Source organism: Microbacterium sp. zg-Y818 (genome assembly GCF_030246905.1).
In the GTDB taxonomy this organism is placed as follows: Bacteria; Actinomycetota; Actinomycetes; order Actinomycetales; family Microbacteriaceae; genus Microbacterium.
Map to the genome: position 1 here is coordinate 304,355 of NZ_CP126741.1, position 21,689 is coordinate 326,043.

Genomic DNA, 21,689 nt, shown 5'->3' on the forward strand with positions numbered 1-21,689 from the left:
GGGACATGCAAAGGGGGGTGGACGCCGGCCCGACGGCATCCACCCCCCTTCTGCGTGCGTTGCGGCTTACGGCCGTGCGGCCTCGGGGGCGGGCGCGGATGCCACGGCATCGGCCACGGCGGCATCGATGCGTGCCTGCATCCGCTCACGGGACCGGCGCCGCTGACTGCGGAGCACGAAGAACGCGAGCACGAGCAGGGCGAGGAGGGCGAGCTGTGCCCAGGGGATCGTCCAGACGGTGAACGTCGTGGATGCCGTCTGGGTGGGAGCGGCGATGTCGTCCTCGCCCACGACCACGGGCGTCACGGTGATCTCGCCCCAGCCGAACACGAGCGGCCAGCCGGTCAATGCCACGCTCGCCGGTGCGCTCCGGCCCGGAAGGACCTCTCGGATCTCCTGGGACGCGCTGGTCGCACCGAGCCCGAATGCTCCTTCCACGCCGACGACCGTCGTGGCGCCGAGTCTGACGTTGCCGTCGTTGGCCAGCGTGTATCCGACCTGCACGGTGCCCGGGGCGAACGGATTCCACGAGGGCTGCCACGTGGCCGTCACCCCGGCGGGGGTGATCGCGGCGACGACGTCGCCCGCGACGCGGAGATGCACCCGGACGCCGACCCTGCTGGCCATCTGCACGGCGTCCCCGTCGCCCTGCACGAACTCGGCGACCACGCCCGCGGGGTGGTCGCCCGGGGAGGCATCCGCAGGCACGCTGATCGTGACGGGGATGGTCACGGCTGCCCCGGCATCCAGGGCGACGACCTGTCCGCCTCCGGGGCGCGGGGTGGAGCCCTCGACGGCCGCGACGCTGATCCACGACCCGCCGTCGACGGGCGTCTCCTCGGGGGGCAGCAGGTCGAAGTCGCCGCTGTCCGAGATGATCCCGTCGCTCGCATAGACGCCGAACGACGCCGGCTGCGCGCTGAAGTTGGTGACCGTGACGAAGTCCTGGGCGCTCGATCCGGGGTCGATGGTGTGCCGCAGTGAAACCCGCGAGTTCGGGCCGTTCGCATCGGCCGGCTCGATCGACCAGGTCGTCGCGCCCTCGGTGCTCTCGGCGGCAGCCGCGGTGGGAGCGAGGGCGAGAGCCACCACAACCGTCGCAGCGAGGAGCGAAACGGTCTTGTTCACGGGTGCCCTTCGGTCGGAGTGCGCAATAAACGTGACCCTAGGACGGGCCATCGGCACGGTCAACGTACCGGACCGCGGCGGGAGGCGGATGGGCTGGACGCGGCCTCCGTTCCGGTATACGTTGTCGTCAGCAACATTTAGCGCCACCAACGAAGGAGCGTCATGCCCACCCCCACCCGCGACGACAAGTTCTCGTTCGGCCTCTGGACGATCGGCTACAACGGCGCCGACCCCTTCGGCGGCCCCACCCGTCCCGCCCTCGACGTCGTTCACGCCGTCGAGAAGCTCGCGGAGCTCGGCGCCTACGGCCTCACGTTCCACGACGACGACCTGTTCGCCTTCGGCTCCAGCGACGCCGAGCGTCAGACGCAGATCGACCGCCTCAAGGGCGCGCTGGCCGACACCGGCCTCATCGTCCCCATGGTGACGACCAACCTGTTCTCCGCCCCCGTGTTCAAGGACGGCGGCTTCACCTCCAACGACCGGGCCGTGCGCCGTTTCGCCCTCCGCAAGGTCTTCCGCCAGCTCGACCTCGGCGCCGAGCTCGGTGCGAAGACGTTCGTCATGTGGGGTGGCCGCGAGGGCGCCGAGTACGACTCCGCGAAGGACATCCGCGCGGCCCTCGAGCGCTACCGCGAGGCCGTGAACCTGCTCGGCGACTACGTCACCGACAAGGGCTACGACATCCGCTTCGCGATCGAGCCGAAGCCCAACGAGCCTCGCGGCGACATCCTGCTGCCGACCCTCGGGCACGCGCTCGCCTTCATCGACTCGCTCGAGCGTCCCGAGCTCGTGGGTCTGAACCCCGAGGTCGGGCACGAGCAGATGGCGGGGCTCAACTTCGCCGCCGGCATCGCGCAGGCGCTGTACCACGGCAAGCTCTACCACATCGACCTCAACGGCCAGCGGGGCATCAAGTACGACCAGGACCTCGTCTTCGGTCACGGCGACCTGCACAACGCGTTCGCCCTGGTCGACCTGCTCGAGAACGGCGGCCCCGGCGGCGTGCCCGCCTACGACGGCCCCCGTCACTTCGACTACAAGCCCTCGCGCACCGAGGACGAGAACGGCGTGTGGGACTCGGCTGCCGCGAACATGCGCACCTACCTGCTGCTCAAGGAGCGCGCCGCGGCCTTCCGCGCCGACCCCGAGGTGCAGGAGGCGCTCGCCGCGTCGCGCGTCGACGAGCTGTCGGTGCCCACGCTGAACGAGGGCGAGTCCTACGACGACTTCCTCGCGGACCGCTCCGCCTACGAGGAGTTCGACCCCGAGGTGTACTTCGGCGGCAAGGGCTTCGGCTTCGTGCGGCTGCAGCAGCTGGCCACCGAGCACCTGATGGGCGCTCGCTGACCCAGGTGCAGAAGGGGGGACGGATGCCGCGTGAGGCGGCATCCGTCCTTTTCAACAGTGCCGTCGGGCACCACAGAGAGGATGCCGGCATGACGCTGGTGATGGGTGTCGATTCGTCGACGCAGTCGTGCAAGGTCGTCGTGACCGACGCCGCCACCGGGGCGATCGTGCGGGAGGGGCGCGCCGCGCACCCCGACGGCACGAGCGTGGACCCCGCCGCGTGGTGGGAGGCGCTGCAGGCCGCGATCGCGGATGCTGGGGGCCTGGGCGTTCCCGGAGCACCGGACGCCGTGGCGGCGTGGGCGGTCGGCGGTCAGCAGCACGGCATGGTCGCCCTCGACGCCGACGGGCGCGTCGTCCGCGACGCGCTGCTGTGGAACGACACCCGCTCGGCGGGCGCGGCGGCGGACCTCATCGCGGAGTTCGGCGCCGAAGAGCTCGCCCGGCGCACCGGCCTCGTGCCGGTGGCATCGTTCACCATCACCAAGCTGCGGTGGCTGCGCGACCACGAGCCCGACAACGCCGCCCGCGTGGCGGCCGTCGCGCTCCCGCACGACTGGCTCACCTGGCGGCTGCGGGGCTTCGGTCCGGCGGGCGAATCGCGCCTCGGCCCGGTGCTCGAAGAGCTCGTGACCGACCGCTCCGACGCGTCGGGCACCGGATACTGGGACCCCGAGACCGGTGGCTACGACCGCGAGATGCTCGTCGCCGCGCTCGGCCACGACGTCGTGCTGCCCCGCGTGCTCGGGCCGCGCGACAGCGTGACCGACGCCGATGGGCGGCTCGTGGGTGCCGGCGCCGGCGACAACGCCGCGGCCGCTCTGGGCGCGGGCGCGCGCACCGGCGACGTCGTCGTGTCGATCGGCACGAGCGGCACGGTGTTCGCCGTCACCTCCGAGCGCACGGTGGACCCCACCGGCACGGTGGCCGGCTTCGCCTCCGCCGACGGCCACTTCCTGCCGCTGGTGGCGACCATGAACGCCGCGCGCGTGCTCGACGCGATCGGCCGGCTGCTGAACGTCGACCACGACGAGCTGTCGCGACTGGCGCTCGCCGCCGCGCCGGGGGCGGGCGGGCTGACCCTCGTGCCCTACTTCGAGGGCGAGCGCACTCCCAATCTGCCCGACGCCACGGCGTCGCTGACCGGCATGACGCTGGCATCCACGACCCGCGAGAACCTTGCGCGGGCCGCAGTGGAGGGCATGCTCTCCGGCCTGGCCGCGGGGCTCGATGCCCTGCGCGGGCTCGGCGTCGAGCCGCAGCGCGCCCTGCTGATCGGCGGCGGTGCGCGGTCGCAGGCGGTGCGCGAGATCGCCCCGCTGGTGTTCGGCATGCCGGTGGAGGCCCCCGCACCGGGGGAGTACGTCGCCCTCGGCGCCGCCCGGCAGGCGGCGGGGCTCGTCGCCGGCTGACGCGGCGGTTCACAGCAGACGCCTCAGGCGGCCCCGTAGGGTCGGGGGCATGGCCATCCCGGTGGGCGAGCAGCCCGTGTCCCTGTCGGCTCAGCAGCTGCGGGAGTTGCGCGACGACCTGCAGCGGTTCCTCCTGGAGTACCGCTTCGGTCTGCACGAGGTCGAGACGAAGATCTCGATCCTGCGCGAGGAGTTCTCGCACATGCACGACTACAACCCGATCGAGCACGTGAGCAGCCGGGTCAAGTCCCCCGACAGCCTGGTGGCGAAGGTCGCGCGCAAGGGCATCGAGGCCGACTTCGACAGCATCCGGGCACACATCACCGACGTCGCCGGGGTGCGCATCACCTGCAGCTTCCGCGCCGACGCCTATCGCCTTTTCGACCTGCTCACCGCGCAGCCGGACATCACCGTGATGGCGGTCAAGGACTACATCGCCGAGCCCAAGCCCAACGGATACAAGAGCCTGCACGCGATCGTCTCCGTGCCGGTGTACCTCTCGACCGGCCCGGTGCAGGTGCCGGTGGAGATCCAGTTCCGCACGATCGCGATGGATTTCTGGGCGAGCCTCGAGCACAAGATCTACTACAAGTACGACCGGCAGGTGCCCGATTCGCTGCTGGCCGAGCTGAAGGATGCCGCAGACTCCGCCTCGGCGCTCGATGAGCGGATGCAGCGCCTGCACCAGGAGCTGCACGGCCCGGCGCGCCCGCCGCACATGCGCGCCGTCTGAGCGGCCTCGCCCGCGTCCGGGCAGAATGGGCGGGTGGCGCACGAGGATCTCGACGACGTGGCGGCGCAGCTGTACGCCCTGCCCCCGGCGGAGTTCACCGCCGCCCGCAACGCGCGCGCCGCCGCGGCCGAGCCCCCACTGGCGAAGGCCGTGCGCAACCTGCGCAAACCTGTCGTGGCCGCCTACGCGGTCGACCTGCTCGTCCAGGAGGGGCAGCTGGGGGAGGCGCTGGACCTCGCCGCGGCGCTGCGCGAGGCGCAGGACGACCTGGATGCCGCGGAGATGACCCGCCTGAGCCGGCAGCGCCGCGCCCTTGTCGCCGCGCTGTCGCGTCAGGCGGTCGACCTCGCCCGCGATCGCGGCGTCTCGGTGAGTGACGCCGCCGCCTCGGACGTGGAATCGACCATCGATGCGGCCGTGCGCGACCCGGCGGCGGCCGCCGCCGTGATGACGGGACGCCTCGTGCGCCCGCTGGCGGCGACGGGGGTGGACCCGGTGGATCTGACCGACGCCGTGGGCGGCTCGATCCCGGGGGTGGCGGAACGGCCCGCCCCGCCCCGCGACGACCTGGCTCAGCGCCGGGCGCGCCGCGCGGCCGAGAAGGCGGTGCGCGAGGCGGAGCGTGGGGCGTCCGAGGCCGACCGCCGGCTCGCCCGCGTCGAGGCGACGGTGCAGAAGGCGCGGGAGCGTGCGGATCACCTCGCCGAGCGCGAGGCCGACCTGCGCGCCGATCTCGAGCGCATCCGCGCCGACGCCGCCACCGCGCAGTCGGCCGTGGCGGCGGCAGAGACCGAGCGCGAGCAGGCGGCCACCGCGGCGCGCGCCGCGCGGCGCGCCACCGAAACGGCGCAGGCAGCTCTCGACGAGGCGGGCGGGGCGCCCTCATGACCGGCTCCGTCCACGACGTCTTCACCGACGCCCGCCGCCGCCTGGCCGGCGCACCGCGCGAGCGCCTCGGATCGCCACTCACGGTGCGGCGCGTGCTCGGCTTCGCCCGCGCGCCCCGCGTCACACCGGTCGGCGACGGCTGGCACCTGGGAGTGCTGCTCGTAACCGATGACGCGGTGCTGGCCATCGGAGAGATCGTGCGCGCCCGGCAGGAGGTGCGGCGCGGCTACACGGCCCAGTCGCAGCGCGAGCGGGCGGAGCGACAGGCGGCCGCCTTCCGAGGCGGGTTCGCCGAGGGGGAGGTCGTGCACATCGGATGGCGGATGCTCGACCTCGACGCCGTCGCGCGGGGCGAGGCATCCGGTCCTCTGTCGATGCGCGACGGGGTGCCCAGCGTGCGCTGGAGCGCGGCGGGCGGCTACCGGCCGCTCGAGGACTACCTCGCCGAACGCATCGAGCTGCTGCGGCAGCCGCCCCAGGGGGCGTCCTGAGCAAACCGGGGTGCGCGGGTGCGTTTGTCAAGTCCTCCGGGGGGAGTTTTCGTCGGTCTAGTGTTGCCCCGTGCATTCATGGCCAGGCTCTGCGTATCCACTGGGCGCGACGTTCGACGGTAACGGAACGAACTTCGCGCTCTTCAGCGAAGGCGCCGAGCGCGTCGAACTCTGCCTCTTCGGCGATCGGGGCAAGGAGACGCGCGTCGAACTCGTCGACGTCGATGCCTTCGTGTGGCACGCGTATCTGCCCAACGTGCAGCCGGGCCAGCGCTACGGCTACCGCGTGCACGGGCCGTACGACCCGGCGTCGGGCAAGCGCTTCAATCCGAACAAGCTGCTGCTCGATCCCTACGCCAAGGCCGTCGACGGGCAGGTGAAGTGGGGCCAGGAGGTCTTCAGCTACCCCTTCGGCGACCCGGACGGCCGCAACGACGCGGACTCCGCCGCGCAGATGATGAAGGGCGTCGTGGTCAACCCCTTCTTCGACTGGTCGGGGGACCGGCAGCCGAAGACGCCGTATGCGGAGTCGTTCATCTACGAGGCGCACGTCAAGGGGCTCACCCAGCTTCACCCCGACATCCCCGAGGACATCCGCGGCACTTACAGTGCCATCGCGCACCCGGTCATCATCGAGCACCTCAAGAAGCTCGGGGTAACGGCGATCGAGCTCATGCCGGTGCACCAGTTCGTCAACGACTCCACCCTTCAGGACAAGGGGCTGTCGAACTACTGGGGCTACAACACCATCTCGTTCTTCGCCCCGCAGAACACCTACTCCGCCACCGGTCAGCGCGGCCAGCAGGTGCAGGAGTTCAAGGGCATGGTGCGGGCCCTTCACGCCGCCGGCATCGAGGTCATCCTCGACGTCGTCTACAACCACACCGCAGAGGGCAACCACCTCGGACCCATGCTGTCGATGCGCGGCATCGACAACGAGGCCTACTACCGCCTCGAAGACGACGACAAGCGGTACTACACCGACTACACCGGCACCGGCAACAGCCTCAACGTCGGGAGCCCCCACACCCTGCAGATGATCATGGATTCGCTGCGCTACTGGGTGCTCGAGATGCACGTCGACGGGTTCCGGTTCGACCTGGCGGCGACGCTGGCCCGCGAGTTCTACGACGTCGACCGGCTGGCGGCGTTCTTCGAGCTCGTGCAGCAGGATCCGGTGGTCTCGCAGGTCAAGCTCATCGCAGAGCCCTGGGACATCGGCCCCGGCGGCTACCAGGTGGGAAACTTCCCCCCGCAGTGGACGGAGTGGAACGGCAAGTACCGCGACACGGTGCGCGACTTCTGGCGCGGCGAGCCCCAGGCCCTGGCCGAGTTCGCGTCGCGCATCACCGGCTCCGCCGACCTGTACGAGCACTCGGGCCGGCGCCCGGTGGCATCCATCAACTTCGTCACCGCCCACGACGGCTTCACCCTGCGCGATCTGGTGTCGTACAACGACAAGCACAACGACGCCAACGGCGAGGACGGCCGCGACGGCGAATCGCACAACCGCTCGTCCAACTTCGGCGTCGAGGGCCCGACCGACGACTCCGAGGTCCTCACGGCCCGAGCCCGCCAGCAGCGCAACTTCATCGCGACGCTGCTGCTGAGCCAGGGCGTGCCGATGCTGCTGCACGGCGACGAGCTCGGCCGCACGCAGCAGGGCAACAACAACGGCTACGCGCAGGACAACGAGCTGACGTGGGTGCACTGGGATGCCGTGGACCAGCCGCTCGTGGAGTTCACCTCAGCTCTCGCCCGGCTGCGGCGCGAGCACCCCGCCTTCCGGCGCAGCCGGTTCTTCAACGGTCGCCCGGTGCGCCAGGAAGAGGGCGCGCCCATCCCCGACATCGTGTGGCTGCGCCCCGACGGCACGCGCATGCAGCCGGACGACTGGGACTCCGGCTTCGGCCGCGCCATCGGCATGTTCCTCAACGGCAACGGCATCCGCGAGCGCGACCGGCGCGGTGAACCCATCCGCGACCAGCATTTCCTCGTGCTGTTCAACGCCGGCGACGAGGCCGTGGACTTCTTCATCCCGGACCCCGAGTTCGCCCCGCGCTGGGACGTCATGGTCGACACGGCCGGTGAGCTGGCGGACAGCGCTCCCATCGACCCGGGTGCCACCGTGCAGGTGTACGGCAAGGCGCTCGTCGTGCTGCGCGAGCACTCCGGCCCCGAGCAGGAGGTGGATCACTCCGTCGCGGCGTCGCTGGCGACCAACACCGGCGTGATCGACGAGGTCCCCGCCGCCGCGCCGAAGGGCGAGGCGGGCCGGTGACCGAGCGGCAGCCCGTCTCGACGTATCGGCTGCAGATCCGTGAGGCGTTCGACCTCGATGCGGCGGCCGGTGTCACCGACTACCTGCGCGACCTCGGGGTGGACTGGGCCTACTTGTCGCCGCTGCTGAAGGCGACCCCCGGCTCCGACCACGGGTACGACGTCGTCGACCCTTCGCAGGTCGACCCGGCACGCGGCGGCGCAGAAGCGCTCGAGCGCTTCGTCTCGGCCGCGCGGGCCGCCGGGCTCGGGATCCTCGTCGACATCGTCCCGAATCACATGGGCATCTCGCAGCCGGCCGAGAACCCGTGGTGGTGGGACGTGCTGCGCCACGGCCAGGGCAGCGCACACGCCGACGCGTTCGACATCGACTGGGAGTACGGCGGCGGCCGCGTGCGCGTGCCGATCCTCGGCGCCGAGCTCGACGAGGTGCTCGCCGCGGGCGACCTGGTCGTCGACGCGGATGCCGGGCTCGTGCGCTACTTCGACCACGCCCTGCCGCTGGCCCCCGGGTCTCTCGACGGTATCGACCCGAACGACGTCGCCGCGGTGCTCGAGCGGCAGCACTGGGAGCTGATGTTCTGGCGCCGCGAGGCCGCCGAGCTCAACTACCGCCGCTTCTTCGCCGTCACGACCCTCGCCGGTGTGCGCGTCGAGCTGCCGCACGTGTTCGACGCCGCGCACGCCGAGATCCTCCGCTGGGTGCGGGAAGGGCTCGTCGACGGCCTGCGCATCGACCACCCCGACGGGCTGGCCGACCCCGGGGCGTACCTCGACATGCTGGCTGCGGCAGCCGGTCGCATTCCGGTGCTCGTGGAGAAGATCCTCGAGCATGCCGCGACCGAGCACCCCGAGGCCCTGCCCGGCTGGTGGGCGACGACCGGCACCACCGGTTACGACGCCATGGCAGAGGTCGACCGTGTGCTCATCGACCCCGCGGGCGAGGCCCGGCTGGACGCGCTCGATGCCGCTTTGCGCGCCGAGACGGGGGTGGCGGCCCTCACGGGCTACGCCGACCTCATGCACGACACCAAGCGCATGATCGCCGACACCATCCAGCAGTCCGAGATCGCCAGGCTGGTGCGGGTGCTGCGCGGCATGCCGGGGGCACGCATCGACGCCGCCGACGCCGAGCTCATCGACACCCTCGCCGAGCTGCTGACGAACTTCCCGGTCTACCGCTCGTACCTGCCGGCAGGACGCGAGCACCTCGACCATGCCTTCGCCGAGACGGCGCGACGCCGACCCGATCTGGCCGACCTCGCGCAGCTGCTCGTCGAGCGCATCGCCGAAACGGGCACCGAGCTGTCGCGGCGGTTCATGCAGACCACCGGTCCCGTCATGGCCAAGGGCGTGGAGGACACGGCGTTTTACCGCATGACGCGGTTGGGCACCCTCACCGAGGTCGGCGGCGATCCGTCGGTCTTCTCGCTCGACGTCGAGGGGTTCCACGCCGCGCAGGCGCGGCGGCACGCCCAGTGGCCCCACGCGATGACGTCGCTGTCGACGCACGACACCAAGCGCGGCGAGGACGTGCGCGCCCGCCTCTCGGTGCTCGCCGAGATGCCCGACCGGTGGGCCGAGGTGCTCGAGCGGCTGCGCGCCGTGGCATCCAGCGGTCACGGTCCCTTCGACTCGCTGCTGTGGCAGGCCATCGTCGGCTCGTGGCCGGCGAGCCCCGAGCGCCTGCACGCCTATGCCGACAAGGCCGCCCGTGAAGCGGCCGAGCGCACCGGGTGGTGGGATCCGGACCCCGCCTTCGAGGAGCGGATGCATGCCGTCGTGGACGCCGCCTTCGGTGCCGCACGGCCACTCGTCGAGGAGTTCGTCGCCGAGGTCTCCGGCGCCGGGTGGGTCAACTCGCTGTCGGCCAAGCTCGTGCAGCTGACCGCGCCGGGCACCCCTGATGTCTACCAGGGCTCCGAGCTGTGGGAGACCTCGCTCGTGGACCCCGACAACCGGCGCGCGGTGGACTTCGACGCCCGTCGGGCCCTGCTCGGCCGCATCGACGGCGGGTGGATGCCGCCCGTCGACGAATCCGGCGCGGCCAAGATGCTCGTGGTGTCGCGGGCGCTGCGGCTGCGCCGTGACCGGCCGGAGCTCTTCACGCGGTACCGCCCGGTGGTGGCGGTCGGAGCGGCATCCGACCACGTCGTCGCGTTCGACCGTGGCGGCGCGGTCACCGTCGCCACCCGCCTGCCCGTCGGCCTTGCCCGCCGAGGCGGCTGGGGCGACACCGCGGTGCTGCTGCCGACCGGCACATGGCGCGATGAGATCACCGGTCGCACCGTCGCCGGCGGCCAGGTCGCGCTGGCGGACCTGCTGGGGACGTACCCCGTCGCCCTGCTGAGAGAGGATGCGCGATGAGCGTGGAAGTGTGGGCGCCGAGGGCCGAACGGGTGCGGCTGCGCCGACCGGGAACGGCCGATGTGGAGCTGGCCGTGGCAGATGGCGGCTGGTGGACCGCCGACGTCGAGCTGGCAGACGGTGACCGGTACGGGTTCGTGCTCGGCGACGGCGACGCCCTGCGTCCCGACCCGCGGTCGCGGCGGCAGCCCGAGGGCGTGCACGAAGCGTCGGCGTACTTCGACCCGACGGCGTTCTCGTGGACGGATGCCGCGTGGACCGGACGGCAGCTCGCCGGTGGGGTCATCTACGAGATGCACATCGGCACCTTCACGCCCGAGGGCACCCTGGATGCCGCGATCGCCCGTCTCGGACACCTCGTCGACATCGGCGTCACCCACGTCGAGCTGCTGCCGGTCAACGGCTTCAACGGCGTGCACAACTGGGGCTACGACGGCGTGCTCTGGTACACCGTGCACGAGGCGTATGGCGGGCCCGCGGCCTACCAGCGGTTCGTGGATGCCGCGCACGCGGCGGGTCTGGCCGTCATCCAGGACGTCGTGTACAACCACCTGGGTCCCAGCGGCAACTACCTGCCGGAGTTCGGGCCGTACCTGCGCGATGCCAGTCGCAACACCTGGGGCGACAGCGTCGCCCTCGACCAGCCGGCGGTGCGGGCGTACATCGTCGAGAACGCCATGATGTGGCTGCGCGACCACCACGTCGACGGTCTGCGCCTCGACGCCGTGCACGCCCTGCTGGACGACGGCCCGAAGCACATCCTGCGCGAGCTCGCCGAATCCGCCGACGCGCTGTCGGCCCACCTCGGGCGCCCGCTCACCCTCATCGCCGAGTCCGACATGAACGACCCCACCCTGATCCTCCCTCGGGAGGCGGCCGGCTACGGGCTGACGGCGCAGTGGAGCGACGACTGGCATCATGCCGTTCACGTCGCCCTCACCGGTGAGACGGCCGGCTATTACGAGGACTTCGCGGCTCTCGAGGCCCTGCCGAAGGTCTGGACGCGGGGGTTCTTCCACGACGGCACGTACTCGTCGTTCCGCGGCCGCGACCACGGGCATCCGATTCCGCAGGAGGTGCCGGCCTGGCGCCTGGTGACCTTCGCCCAGGACCACGACCAGATCGGCAACCGCGCAGCCGGCGATCGGCTGACGGCGACGCTGTCGCCCGAGCGCCTCGCGATCGCCGCGGTGCTCACACTCACCGCGCCCGGAACGCCCATGCTGTTCATGGGTGAGGAGTGGGGGGCGACCACCCCGTGGCAGTTCTTCACGTCGCATCCCGAGCCCGAGCTGGCCGAGGCGACCGCGAAGGGGCGCACCGAGGAGTTCGCCCGCATGGGGTGGGATGAGTCGCTCGTCCCGCATCCCAACGACCCGGCCACCTTCGAGCGCTCGAAGCTGGACTGGTCCGAGATCGACCCCGACGACGCAGCGTCGGGGCCGCACCGCCGACTGCTGCAGCTGTACCGCGACCTCGCGCGCCTGCGCCGGGAACGGCCCGAGCTCACCGAACCCTCGTTCGGCGACCTCACCGCCGATGCGGTGGAGATCGCCGGTGGCCGCCGGTTCCGCCTCGGCCGCGGGCGGCTCACGGTGCTGGTCAACCTGTCGGCGGAGCCTTGGCACGCCTCGGCGGGACCCGATGACGCGGTGCTGCTCGCCACGGATCCCGAGCGTTGCGGCGCCGCGCCGGTTTCGGGCGTGGTCACCGTGGCACCGGAGGCGGCGGTGGTGATCGCCCCGCCGCTGGGCTGACCTCTCGGCGCTGTCAAGCCCCGGGCCGATGGGCTCGGTGGCGTTTAGCCTGGACCGATGAGCGCTGACACGGCATCACGGACGACCGCCCCGCCCACTCAGTCGCGACCTTCCGACCTCGGTCGGCAGGTCGGTGTGATCAGTGCGGTGAGCTTCATGCTCATCGCCGCGGTGGTGGGCGTGGGGGCTCTTGGCGGCCGACCCGTCGAGGATCTGCAGCGCGGTGCCCTCGACTCCGACGCGTCGTACCTCGCCCCGGCGAGCCAGGCCTTCTCGATCTGGAGCGTCATCTACGTGCTGATGGTCGCCTACGCGGTGTGGCAGGCGCTGCCGTCGCAGCGCGCAGACGACCGCCAGCGCCTGCTCGGCTGGTGGATCGCGCTGACCGCCGTGCTCAACGGTCTGTGGCTGGTGGCCGCTCAGTTCACCACCCTCCCGATCACGGTGCTCGTCATCGTGCTGCTCCTTGCCGCTCTCGGCTGGACGTTCCACCTCGCGGTGCGCCGGCCGCCGCGCGGCGTGCGTCAGGCCGTTTTCACCGACATCACGGTAGGGCTGCACCTCGGCTGGGTGGCGCTGGCGACCGTCGCGAACTCGTCGGCCTGGTTCACCTCCATCGCGCCGGCGTCGTGGGCAGAAGCCGCGGATCCGGTGGCCATCGCCGTGATCACCGTGGTCGCGCTCATCGGCATCGGCATCGCCCTCGGGGGCCGCGGCCGCCTCGCCCCGGGCCTGGCGATGGGCTGGGGTCTGACCTGGATCGGGATCGGCCGCTGGAGCGACGAGCCGATGAGTCAGCCGATCGCGATCGCCGCCTGGATCGCCGCTGCCGTCGTGGTGCTCGCCCCCATCGCGGTCACCGCGGCCCGCTTCGCCCGCAACCGCACCTGATCGTCGCGCTGCGGCGGCGGGCCGGTGCGTCAGTCGGCGAACCGGGCGGCGAAGGACCGCAGCAGCCGCGTGGGTTCCGACAGTGACGCCGCGAGCACACGGGCGGCGATCGCGTCGAAATCGCCGGCGGTGAAGTATCCGTCGTCGCGGTAGACGGCCATGCGTTCGGTGAAGGCCGACCCTGTCGGCTCGGGGTGGAACTGAGTGGCGTACAGCCGGTCACCCACGCGGTAGGCCTGTACCGGGCACGCCGGGTTCGTCGCGAGCAGGGTCGCCGAGGGTGGCGTCGTGCCGGCACCCTCCTTGTGGGCGGTGAGGGCCGTGAACCGGTCGGCCAGCATGCCGAAGAGCGGGTCCTGAGCGGCATCCCCGGTCAGGGTCACCGATGCGGGACCGGTGTCTTCGGGGTACGCCCGGCTGACCTCTCCGCCGAGCATGCGGGTGACGATGCCGATGCCGTAGCAGGTGAAGAGGGCTGCCGTTCCGGCCGCAGCCGCGCGCTCGGCGATGCGCTCGAGGTCCGCCTCCACGCGCAGCTGCACGTCGGTCTTGGTCGAGCGGGGATCGGTGAGGTTGAACGGGCTGCCGCCGACGACGAAACCCGCGTACCGGTCGAAGACGTCGTCTTGCAGCGGCTCGCGGACGAGATCGAGCTGGGCGAGGTCGTCGCGCCGCATGGCCGTGCGGAACGAGGCGAACTCGCCGGCCGCGGCGCCCGCCTGCGGACGCACGCAGACGTACGCGAGCGGGGCCATGGGTTGATTCTAGATGCGCGTCAACCGCGCGAGGAGTTCGCGGTGCGGCCGCGCACGATGCCGATGAATGCCTCGACGAGCGGGGTGGTCGCCTCTGTCGGCCAGGCCAGGGCCACCGGTGACACCGGTCCGTCGCGCAGCGGTCGCGAGGTGACGTCGCGGCGCTGGTGCAGCCGCGCCAGCGACATCGGCACGATGACGATGCCGACCCCGGCCGCCACGGTCTCCACCGCCTCCGCGGTGTCGGCGGGCGGTGCGAACGCCGGGGAGACGGCGCCGGGGACGGCGATGTCGAACACGGCGTCACGGGGGACGATCAGGATCTCGCCGGCGAGGTCGTCGAGGCTCAGCTCGTCAGCTGCGGTGAGGTGCGAGTCGGCGGCGCACACGACGACCGGACGCTCTTCGTAGAGCGGAATGACCGAGAGCCCGTCCGCGTCGACGGGAGTGCGGACCAGGGCGGCGTCGACCTCACCGGATGCGAGGGCGCCGGCTTGCCCTGCCACCGTCAGCGGCACGAGGTCGAGGGGGTTGTGCGGCATGCGCTCTTTCCAGGCGCCGATCCACTTGCCGGGCGTCGCGCCGGGGATCGCGCCGAGTCGGAACGGGCCGGGCGGAACACGCTGCTCCGCGTCGGGCACGGCACGCGGCGGTGCGGGCCGCGCCGGACGACGCGCGGGCTTTGCGGCCGAGCGTGCAGCTGCGGGTCGGCGGGGTGCGCCATGGGATCGTCCGCCGCCGCCTTTTGCCATTCCAGAAGAGTAGCCCGAGCCGCCACGGTCACGGCATGACAGGCGCTGTCGGCATCCTGACGCGACCGCCGGCAGACAGGGATCTCAGGCGGCCAGGCGCAGCCCGCGGCGGTCGGTGGCGACCCGCTCGCCGTCGCCGACGATCTCGCCGTCGCCGATCAGCGACCCGGTGGCGACCTGCGCGTGCGCGCCGACCGACGTGCGGATGCCGATCTTCGCTCCCGCGCCGATCGCGGCGCCTGAGCCGACGTGCGCGAGCTCTGCGATCTCGCAGTTCGGCCCGATGACCGCGTCGGGCTCGATCCACGCCCCGCGGCGGATGCGTACGCCCGCGGCGACTTCCGCGCCGGGTTCGACATATGCGCCCGCTTCGACCAGCGCGGTCGCGTGCACCTTGGCTCCGTGCGCGATCAATCCGCGCCCGTTGACGTGCTTGCGATAGCGCAGCGTCTCGCCGCGGTCGTTCTCGATGTCGATGTAGTTCTTGCCCACAATCCCCTCCTGCGACACCGTCTGGTGCCGGACTAGAGACAACGCGGCCCTACCCCTATTCATTCCCCCACCTGGTCGTCCTGCGAGGATGTGAGGGTGACCGAGACAGGGCCCTCGCTGGTGTTCGACGAGAAGACGACCAAGCACGGCGTCGGCGAGGATGTGCTCGGCATGCTGACCGGCACGTTCACGGCATCCTTCGGGCTGTACCTGCTGAACGCCTCGCACGCGGTGACCGGCGGCACCGCGGGACTGTCGCTGCTGCTGGGGTTCGCGTCGGAGGTGCCTTTCTGGGTGCTGTTCGCCGTCATCAACCTGCCGTTCGCCGTGCTGGCGGTGTGGAAGAAGGGGTGGGACTTCACCCTTCGCACGATGGTCGCCATCGCCCTGGTGTCGGGCTTCTCGGTCGTGCACGAGACGTTCTTCGTCGTCGGTGAACTCAACCCGGTCTACGGCACCCTCGCCGGCAACCTCATGGCCGGCATCGGACTGCTCATCGTCTTCCGCCACGGCGGGAGCCTCGGCGGGTTCAACATCGTCGCCCTCGTCGTGCAGGATGCCACCGGCATCCGCGCCGGATGGACGCTCATGGTTTTCGATGTCCTCGTCGTGCTGGCAGCGCTTTTCGTGGTGCCCTGGCCGAACGTCCTCATGAGCGCGGCAGGTGCCGTGCTGCTGAATCTCGTGCTGGGGCTCAACCACCGCCCGGGGCGCTACATCGGGCGGTGACCTGCGGTCATCGCTGGCACACGGGACACCAGAAGACGTTGCGCTCGGCCGTCGGGCGCGCGCCGAGTGCCCCGGCCCGCACGAGCGTGCCGCAACGCCGGCAGGGTTTCGCCTCGCGGCCGTAGACCCACATGCCGCGGCCTGGCCGGGCGTCGCCGGTGAAGACCCGGCGTGAGCGGTCGCGGTTCGTGCGGATCATCCGCGCGGCGGTGTCGATGAGCGCCGGCGCGTCGACCTCGGTCCCCGGCGTGGTGGGCAGGATGCCGCGGACGAACAGCACCTCGTTGGCGTACACGTTGCCGAGCCCCGCCACGTTGCGCTGATCCAGCAGTGCCACGTGCACCGGCCGGGAGTCGGCGCCCACGCGTCGTGCCGCCTCGGCGGCGTCCCAGTCCGCCGCAAGCGGGTCGGGGCCGAGGTGGCCGACGACGCGCGCCTCGTCGGCAGTGGGCAGCACCTCGACCATGGCGAGGTCGAACCCCACGGCATCCGCCCGCTCGTTGCCGACGATGGCGCGGGCGGTGTACCCCGGCCGGCGCCACCGGCCGCCGGTGGGGTAGACGTGCCATTCGCCCTCCATCTTGAGGTGGGAGTGCAGCGTCGCCCCGCCCGCGCGCAGCAGCAGGTGCTTGCCGCGCGGCACCACCTCGCTCACCGTCTCGCCGCGGAGGTCGGCGGTGGCGCTGCCGGGAACCCGGATGTCGAACCGCGTGATCTCGTGACCGGCGAGGGCGTCGTGCAGGGTCCGCGCGGTGCGGTAGACGGTGTCGCCCTCAGGCATCCGCAGCCCCGGTGTGCGCGGCGCTCTGCGGTTGGCGCAGCGCGGTGCCCGCGGTGACCTTGCGCAGGGTGAGCCCGCGGGTCGCCTCGACGAAGCCGGCCGCCCGCAGCGCCCGGCCGACGGCGGTGCCGTAGACGAACTCGCCGTTGACCTGCTCGATGGTGAGGGTGTCGAGCCGTCGCGTGCGGGAGGTCTCGACGAGGTGGGCGGCGGCGGCGGTGAGCTGCGCCTCGTCGTCGGTGAAGGCCAGCGCCGAGCGGCCGCCGCGCTCGAGGTACAGCGTGAGCGCCCCGTCGACGAGCACGACGAGGCCACCCGCCTTGCGGCCGGGCCGGTGTGTGACGCCCTCCAGCGGCGGCCAGGCCAGCGCCGCGCCGTAGGGGTTGGCGGGATCGGTCGCCGCGAGGGTCACCGCCTTCAGCGGTGCGGGGTCCGAGAGGCCCGCGAACTCGCGCAGGCGGTCGACCGTCGCCGAGGCGGCGAACTGCGCGGCGCCCAGCTTCTCGATGACGTAGCCGCGGCGGCAGTGGCCCGCCTCTTCGAACCCGGCCAGCACCCGGTAGGTCTGCGCGAACCCGCCTGGCACCCCTTCGGCCTGCACGCTGCCGCGGGTGACGACGCCGTACCGGTCCAGCAGCAGGCTCGCCGTGGCGGTCGCCCGCGCCGAGGCATTGGACTCGGGCTCGGGCAGCAGTGACCAGCGGCCGCCGAGCGCGGGCGGACGCGGCGGCGTGGCGCCGGGGCGGGGGAGCGCCATGCCGCGGTACAGCCGCGCCCGCGGCGTGCGGCGGGCGGTGCGGTGGGCCTGCGAGCCGCCGCCGAGGAGCGTGCGCACCGGGGCGAAGGTGTCGTTGGTGACGCGGCCCCGCCAGGTGAGGTCCCAGAGCGCCTCGATGACGGACTGCTCGTTCTCGGCATCGGTCAGCTGACGCAGTTGCGCCGCGAAGTACGCACCGCCGCCGGCCAGGGCGGTCACGATACGCGCCGCCAGGGCGTCGGGATCGGCCTCGCCCGCCTCGGCCCCGTCGTCGTCCGGTGGGAGCAGGGTCAGCGGAGCCGTGTCGGTGACGTGCAGGGCGATCCAGCCGTCGCGGCCGGGAAGAGACCCGTGGCCGGACCAGAGGATCTCGCCGGTCGCCGTCAGCTCGTCGAGCATGCCCGGGGCGTAGTCGCGCACCCGCGACGGCAGCACGAGCGACTCCCAGGCGCTGGCGGGAATGGGCACACCGGCGAGCTGCTCGACGACCGCCACCACCCCGTCGAGTCCCTCGAGTGGGCGGGTGACGTGCTGCCACACCGGCAGGAACCGCGCGTATGCCTCTGGCGAGACCGGCTCCACGCTGCCGCGAATCGCGGCGAGTGACCGCATGCGCAGCCGCCGCAGCACCTCGGTGTCGCACCAATCGCCCTCGTCGGCCGCAGCGGATGACGAGCCGCGGCCGCCAGGGTCGGGGAGGAAGAAGCCGCTTTGGACCCGACCCTGCGACTCCAGCCGCTGCAGCGCCTGCCGGGCGACGGCCTGCCCGAGTCCCAGCCGTACGGCGACGTCGGACGCGCGGAACGGCCCGTGCGTGCGGGCGTGGCGGGCGACGAGGTCGGCCAGCGGATCGGCGACGGGTTCGAGGAACGCTGTCGGCAGACCGACGGGGAGGGCCGTGCCGAGCGCGTCGCGCAGGCGCCCGGCATCCTCGATCGCCGCCACGCGCTGCGCCCCGCCGATCGTGACGCGGATGGCCCGCCGTGCCTGCACCAGCGCGTCGAGATGGGCGGTCGCCTCGGCCACCGCCGCGCCGTCGCCGGGTGCATCGACATCGAGCCGCTCCGCGACCTCGTCGGCATCGAGGGGCCCGAGCAGCCGCAGCAGGTCGGCGACCCCCTCGACACCCCGCGCGCGCCGCTCGGGGTCGAGTCGCTGCACCTCCCGCTCGAACTGCGCGATGACGTCGGGATCGAGCAGCTCCCGCATCTCGATCTTGCCGAGCAGCTCCGCCAGCAGCGCCGGGTCGACCGACAGTGCGGCGGCGCGGCGCTCGGCCAGCGGCGAGTCGCCCTCGTACATGAACGCGCCGACGTAGCCGAACAGCAGATCGCGGGCGTAGGGCGACGGCGAGGCGGGGTCGGTCTCGACGAGGCGGATGCGGCGCTCGCCGATCGACCGGGCGATGCGCAGCAGGGCGGGGAGGTCATAGACGTCCTGCAGCACCTCGCGGAGGGTCTCGAGGATGATCGGGAAGGTCGGATGCCGCCGCGCGACTTCCAGCAGCTGCGCCGACCGCTGGCGCTGCTGCCAGAGCGGAGCGCGCTTGTTCGGGTTCAGACGCGGCAGCAGCAGGGCCCGCGCCGCGCACTCGCGGAAGCGCGAGGCGAACAGGGCGGAGCCCCCCACCTCGTCGGTGACGATCTGCTCGAGCTCCTCGGGGTCGAAGACGAAGAGGTCGGCGCCGGGCGGCTCTGCCGCGGCATCCGGCACGCGGGCGATGATGCCGTCGTCGCTCGCGACGGCCGCGCCCTCGACACCCAGGCGCTCGCGGATGCGGGCGTTGACCGCCAGCGCCCACGGGGCGTGCACGTGCATGCCGTACGGGGAGTGCAGGATGATGCGCCAGTCGCCGACCTCGTCGCGGCCGCGCTCGACGGTCAGCGTGCGGTCGGTGGGCAGGCTTCCTGTGGCCTCGCGCTGCTCGGCGAGGTAGCCCAGCAGGTTGCCGATCGCGTTGTCATCGAGGCCCGACTCGGTCAGGCGCGCGACGGCTTTGTCGTGCGGGGCGGCGGACACTTCGCGCGAGAACCTGCCGAGAGCCTCACCGAGCTCGGCCGGGCGTCCGAGGCCGTCACCGTGCCAGAACGGCAGCTTTCCGGGTTGCCCGAACGCGGGCACCACGTTGACCCGATCGTGGGTGATCTCCACGATCCGCCAGCTCGTCGTGCCGAGCGTGAAGACGTCGTTGACCCGTGACTCGTAGACCATCTCCTCGTCGAGCTCGCCGACCCGTGCATTGCGGGACTCGCCGGCGACGAACACGCCGAACAGGCCGCGATCGGGGATCGTGCCGCCGCTGGTCACGGCGATGCGCTGGGCGCCCGGGCGCCCGGTCAGCGTGCCGTGGTCGCGGTCCCAGACGATGCGCGGGCGCAGCTCGGCGAATTCGTCCGAGGGGAAGCGGCCGGCGAGCAGATCCAGCGTCGCCTCGTACGCGGACCGCGGCAGGGTGCGAAACGGCGCGCTGCGGCGCACGGTGTCGAACCAGCCCTCGACGTCGATCGGGCCGGTCGCGCAGGCGGCCACCGTCTGCTGCGCGAGGATGTCGAGCGGGTTCTGCGGCACCGCGATGGCCTCGATCTGACCGGCCAGCATGCGTTCGGTCACCACCGCCGTGTGCAGCACGTCGCCGCGGTGCTTGGGGAAGAGGGCCGCCCGGCTGACCTCGCCGACCTGGTGGCCCGCTCGTCCGACGCGCTGCAGGCCGGATGCCGCCGACGGCGGCGCCTCGACCTGGATCACGAGGTCGACCGCGCCCATGTCGATGCCGAGCTCGAGCGAGCTGGTCGCCACGACGCAGCGCAGCAGCCCGGACTTCAGTTCGTCCTCGACCTGCGCGCGCGCCTCTTTCGACACCGACCCGTGGTGGGCCTTCGCGAGCACCGGCTCGACGCCGGCGGTCGACCCCGCCTGCGCCATCATCTGCGCGGGGACGGCGGGGGCGGGGGGCTCGAGGCCCAGCCGCTCCGCGTAGATCTCGTTGAGGCGGCCGGTGAGTCGCTCGGCGAGACGGCGGGAGTTGGCGAAGACGATGGTCGAGCGGTGGGCGAGGATGCGGTCGACGATCGCCTCCTCCACGTGGGGCCACACCGATCCGGTCGCCTCGGTGGACTCCCCCGTCGGCCGCGGCCGCGCCGACGCGGCGAACCAGTCGCCGTCGCCGTCCGCGTCGCTCTTGACGTCATCGTCGGTGTCGGTGCCGGGCGGCTCGGCCGCGCCGGGGGGAGGCGGCGGGTTGAGCATGTCGTCGACGGGCACCACGACCCGCAGGTCGAACGCCTTCGTCGCCCGCGGCGCGACGATCTCCACCGGGGCCGAGCCGCCGAGGAACCGGGCGACCTCATCGATCGGGCGCACCGTGGCCGACAGTCCGATGCGCTGGGCGGGCGCGAGGGTCGCGGCATCCTCGGCGTGCTCCTGCCGCAGGGCCTCGAGCCGCTCGAGGCTGACCGCCAGGTGCGCGCCGCGCTTGGTGGCGGCGACCGCGTGCACCTCGTCGACGATGACGGTGTGGACGTTGCGCAGCGTCAGCCCGGCCTGGCTGGTGAGCATGAGGTAGAGCGACTCGGGGGTGGTGATGAGGATGTCGGGAGGGTCGGCGACCAGCTTGCGGCGGTCCCCGGACGGGGTGTCGCCCGAGCGCACCCCCACTGTCACCTCGGGCACCGTGATGCCCAGGCGCCGGGCCGACTGCCCGATGCCCACCAGCGGGGAGCGCAGATTGCGTTCGACGTCGACGCCGAGCGCCTTCAGCGGCGAGATGTAGAGCACGCTCGTGCCGGGCGATGGCTCCCGGCGGGTGCGCCGGCCGCGCGGCGCGGGTGAGGCGCCCGCGCCGGCATCCGCCGGAGCGCGCTTCTCGTGGAAGATGCGGTCGATGGCCCAGAGGAACGCCGACAGCGTCTTGCCAGAGCCCGTTGGGGCGACGACGAGGGCGTGCTTGCCGTGCGAGATCGCCTCCCACGCGCCGACCTGCGCGTCGGTCGGCCGGGGGAAGGCGCTGCGGAACCAGTCCTGCGTGGCAGGACCGAACCGCTCGAGAACGTCGCCCACTCTCTTATCTTCTCCCCGGCCACCGACAATCGGGCGGGTCTTGACGCCGCGGCGTTCGCAGCCGGGTGGG

16 protein-coding genes are annotated in these 21,689 nt (G+C 72.2%); 10 read left to right on the forward strand and 6 right to left on the reverse strand.

Features of this window, described 5'->3' with window-relative positions; all coding sequences use genetic code 11:
• Window positions 1-66 precede the first annotated feature (66 nt).
• The gene (locus QNO21_RS01330) at window positions 67-1,128 is read right to left on the reverse strand and encodes a DUF916 domain-containing protein (protein ID WP_257519880.1); all 1,062 of its coding nucleotides are present in this window, start codon (window positions 1,126-1,128) and stop codon (window positions 67-69) included.
• A 162-nt stretch (window positions 1,129-1,290) separates the two neighbouring features.
• On the opposite strand from QNO21_RS01330, the gene xylA reads away from it, so the two are divergent.
• The 9 genes from xylA (at window position 1,291) to QNO21_RS01375 (ending at window position 13,297) form a co-directional block, all read left to right on the forward strand.
• Window positions 1,291-2,478 carry a xylose isomerase gene (xylA, locus tag QNO21_RS01335; protein WP_257519881.1) on the forward strand — a complete coding sequence of 396 codons (1,188 nt, stop codon included), beginning with the start codon at window positions 1,291-1,293 and terminating at the stop codon, window positions 2,476-2,478.
• Window positions 2,479-2,567: 89 nt separating this feature from the next.
• Window positions 2,568-3,890, forward strand: coding sequence for a xylulokinase (gene xylB / locus QNO21_RS01340; RefSeq protein WP_257519882.1), 1,323 nt, complete (start codon window positions 2,568-2,570; stop codon window positions 3,888-3,890).
• A gap of 49 nt (window positions 3,891-3,939) precedes the next feature.
• Window positions 3,940-4,623 carry a GTP pyrophosphokinase gene (locus QNO21_RS01345; RefSeq protein ID WP_257516505.1) on the forward strand — a complete coding sequence of 228 codons (684 nt, stop codon included), beginning with the start codon at window positions 3,940-3,942 and terminating at the stop codon, window positions 4,621-4,623.
• 33 nt (window positions 4,624-4,656) lie between these two features.
• The gene (locus tag QNO21_RS01350; protein WP_257519883.1) at window positions 4,657-5,511 is read left to right on the forward strand and encodes a transposase; all 855 of its coding nucleotides are present in this window, start codon (window positions 4,657-4,659) and stop codon (window positions 5,509-5,511) included.
• Window positions 5,508-6,002, forward strand: a complete 495-nt coding sequence (locus QNO21_RS01355) for a glutaminase (protein ID WP_257519884.1) — start codon at window positions 5,508-5,510, stop codon at window positions 6,000-6,002. The genes QNO21_RS01350 and QNO21_RS01355 overlap by 4 nt, the downstream gene beginning before the upstream one ends.
• Window positions 6,003-6,072: 70 nt before the next feature.
• A complete protein-coding gene (gene glgX, locus QNO21_RS01360) occupies window positions 6,073-8,283 on the forward strand; it encodes a glycogen debranching protein GlgX (protein ID WP_257519885.1) in 2,211 nt (736 codons plus the stop codon).
• Window positions 8,280-10,649, forward strand: coding sequence for a malto-oligosyltrehalose synthase (gene treY / locus QNO21_RS01365; RefSeq protein ID WP_257519886.1), 2,370 nt, complete (start codon window positions 8,280-8,282; stop codon window positions 10,647-10,649). The genes glgX and treY overlap by 4 nt, the downstream gene beginning before the upstream one ends.
• Window positions 10,646-12,406 carry a malto-oligosyltrehalose trehalohydrolase gene (treZ, locus tag QNO21_RS01370; protein WP_257519887.1) on the forward strand — a complete coding sequence of 587 codons (1,761 nt, stop codon included), beginning with the start codon at window positions 10,646-10,648 and terminating at the stop codon, window positions 12,404-12,406. Before treY ends, treZ begins: the two co-directional genes overlap by 4 nt.
• 57 nt (window positions 12,407-12,463) lie before the next feature.
• Window positions 12,464-13,297 carry a TspO-related membrane protein gene (locus QNO21_RS01375; protein WP_257519888.1) on the forward strand — a complete coding sequence of 278 codons (834 nt, stop codon included), beginning with the start codon at window positions 12,464-12,466 and terminating at the stop codon, window positions 13,295-13,297.
• A gap of 29 nt (window positions 13,298-13,326) precedes the next feature.
• On the opposite strand, the gene QNO21_RS01380 is transcribed toward QNO21_RS01375, so the two are convergent.
• The 3 genes from QNO21_RS01380 to QNO21_RS01390 form a co-directional block, all read right to left on the reverse strand.
• Window positions 13,327-14,052, reverse strand: coding sequence for a glutamine amidotransferase-related protein (locus tag QNO21_RS01380; protein WP_257515760.1), 726 nt, complete (start codon window positions 14,050-14,052; stop codon window positions 13,327-13,329).
• 20 nt (window positions 14,053-14,072) lie between these two features.
• Entirely contained in the window at window positions 14,073-14,693 is a 621-nt protein-coding gene (locus QNO21_RS01385) for a LysR family substrate-binding domain-containing protein (RefSeq protein WP_257519935.1), read from the reverse strand.
• 195 nt (window positions 14,694-14,888) lie between these two features.
• Window positions 14,889-15,296 (reverse strand): transferase, encoded by a 408-nt coding sequence (locus QNO21_RS01390; protein WP_257515758.1) that lies wholly within the window; start codon window positions 15,294-15,296, stop codon window positions 14,889-14,891.
• A 96-nt stretch (window positions 15,297-15,392) separates the two neighbouring features.
• Between QNO21_RS01390 and QNO21_RS01395 the strand changes: the two genes are divergently transcribed.
• Window positions 15,393-16,025, forward strand: a complete 633-nt coding sequence (locus QNO21_RS01395) for a YitT family protein (protein WP_257519889.1) — start codon at window positions 15,393-15,395, stop codon at window positions 16,023-16,025.
• A 7-nt stretch (window positions 16,026-16,032) separates the two neighbouring features.
• On the opposite strand, the gene QNO21_RS01400 is transcribed toward QNO21_RS01395, so the two are convergent.
• Together QNO21_RS01400 and QNO21_RS01405 are read right to left on the reverse strand one after the other, a co-directional pair.
• Window positions 16,033-16,806 (reverse strand): DNA-formamidopyrimidine glycosylase family protein, encoded by a 774-nt coding sequence (locus tag QNO21_RS01400; RefSeq protein ID WP_257519890.1) that lies wholly within the window; start codon window positions 16,804-16,806, stop codon window positions 16,033-16,035.
• Window positions 16,799-21,619: an ATP-dependent helicase gene (locus QNO21_RS01405; protein ID WP_257519891.1), complete on the reverse strand. Its 4,821-nt coding sequence runs from the start codon at window positions 21,617-21,619 to the stop codon at window positions 16,799-16,801. The genes QNO21_RS01400 and QNO21_RS01405 overlap by 8 nt, the downstream gene beginning before the upstream one ends.
• Window positions 21,620-21,689 lie beyond the last annotated feature (70 nt).

Excerpts from the sequence above, each read along its gene's own strand:
- xylB (WP_257519882.1), top strand. The coding sequence starts at position 2,568 with ATGACGCTGGTGATGGGTGTCGATTCGTCGACGCAGTCGTGCAAGGTC.
- QNO21_RS01345 (WP_257516505.1), top strand. The coding sequence starts at position 3,940 with ATGGCCATCCCGGTGGGCGAGCAGCCCGTGTCCCTGTCGGCTCAGCAG.
- xylA (WP_257519881.1), top strand. The coding sequence starts at position 1,291 with ATGCCCACCCCCACCCGCGACGACAAGTTCTCGTTCGGCCTCTGGACG.
- QNO21_RS01400 (WP_257519890.1), bottom strand. The coding sequence starts at position 16,806 with ATGCCTGAGGGCGACACCGTCTACCGCACCGCGCGGACCCTGCACGAC.
- QNO21_RS01380 (WP_257515760.1), bottom strand. The coding sequence starts at position 14,052 with ATGGCCCCGCTCGCGTACGTCTGCGTGCGTCCGCAGGCGGGCGCCGCG.
- QNO21_RS01375 (WP_257519888.1), top strand. The coding sequence starts at position 12,464 with ATGAGCGCTGACACGGCATCACGGACGACCGCCCCGCCCACTCAGTCG.
- treZ (WP_257519887.1), top strand. The coding sequence starts at position 10,646 with ATGAGCGTGGAAGTGTGGGCGCCGAGGGCCGAACGGGTGCGGCTGCGC.
- QNO21_RS01355 (WP_257519884.1), top strand. The coding sequence starts at position 5,508 with ATGACCGGCTCCGTCCACGACGTCTTCACCGACGCCCGCCGCCGCCTG.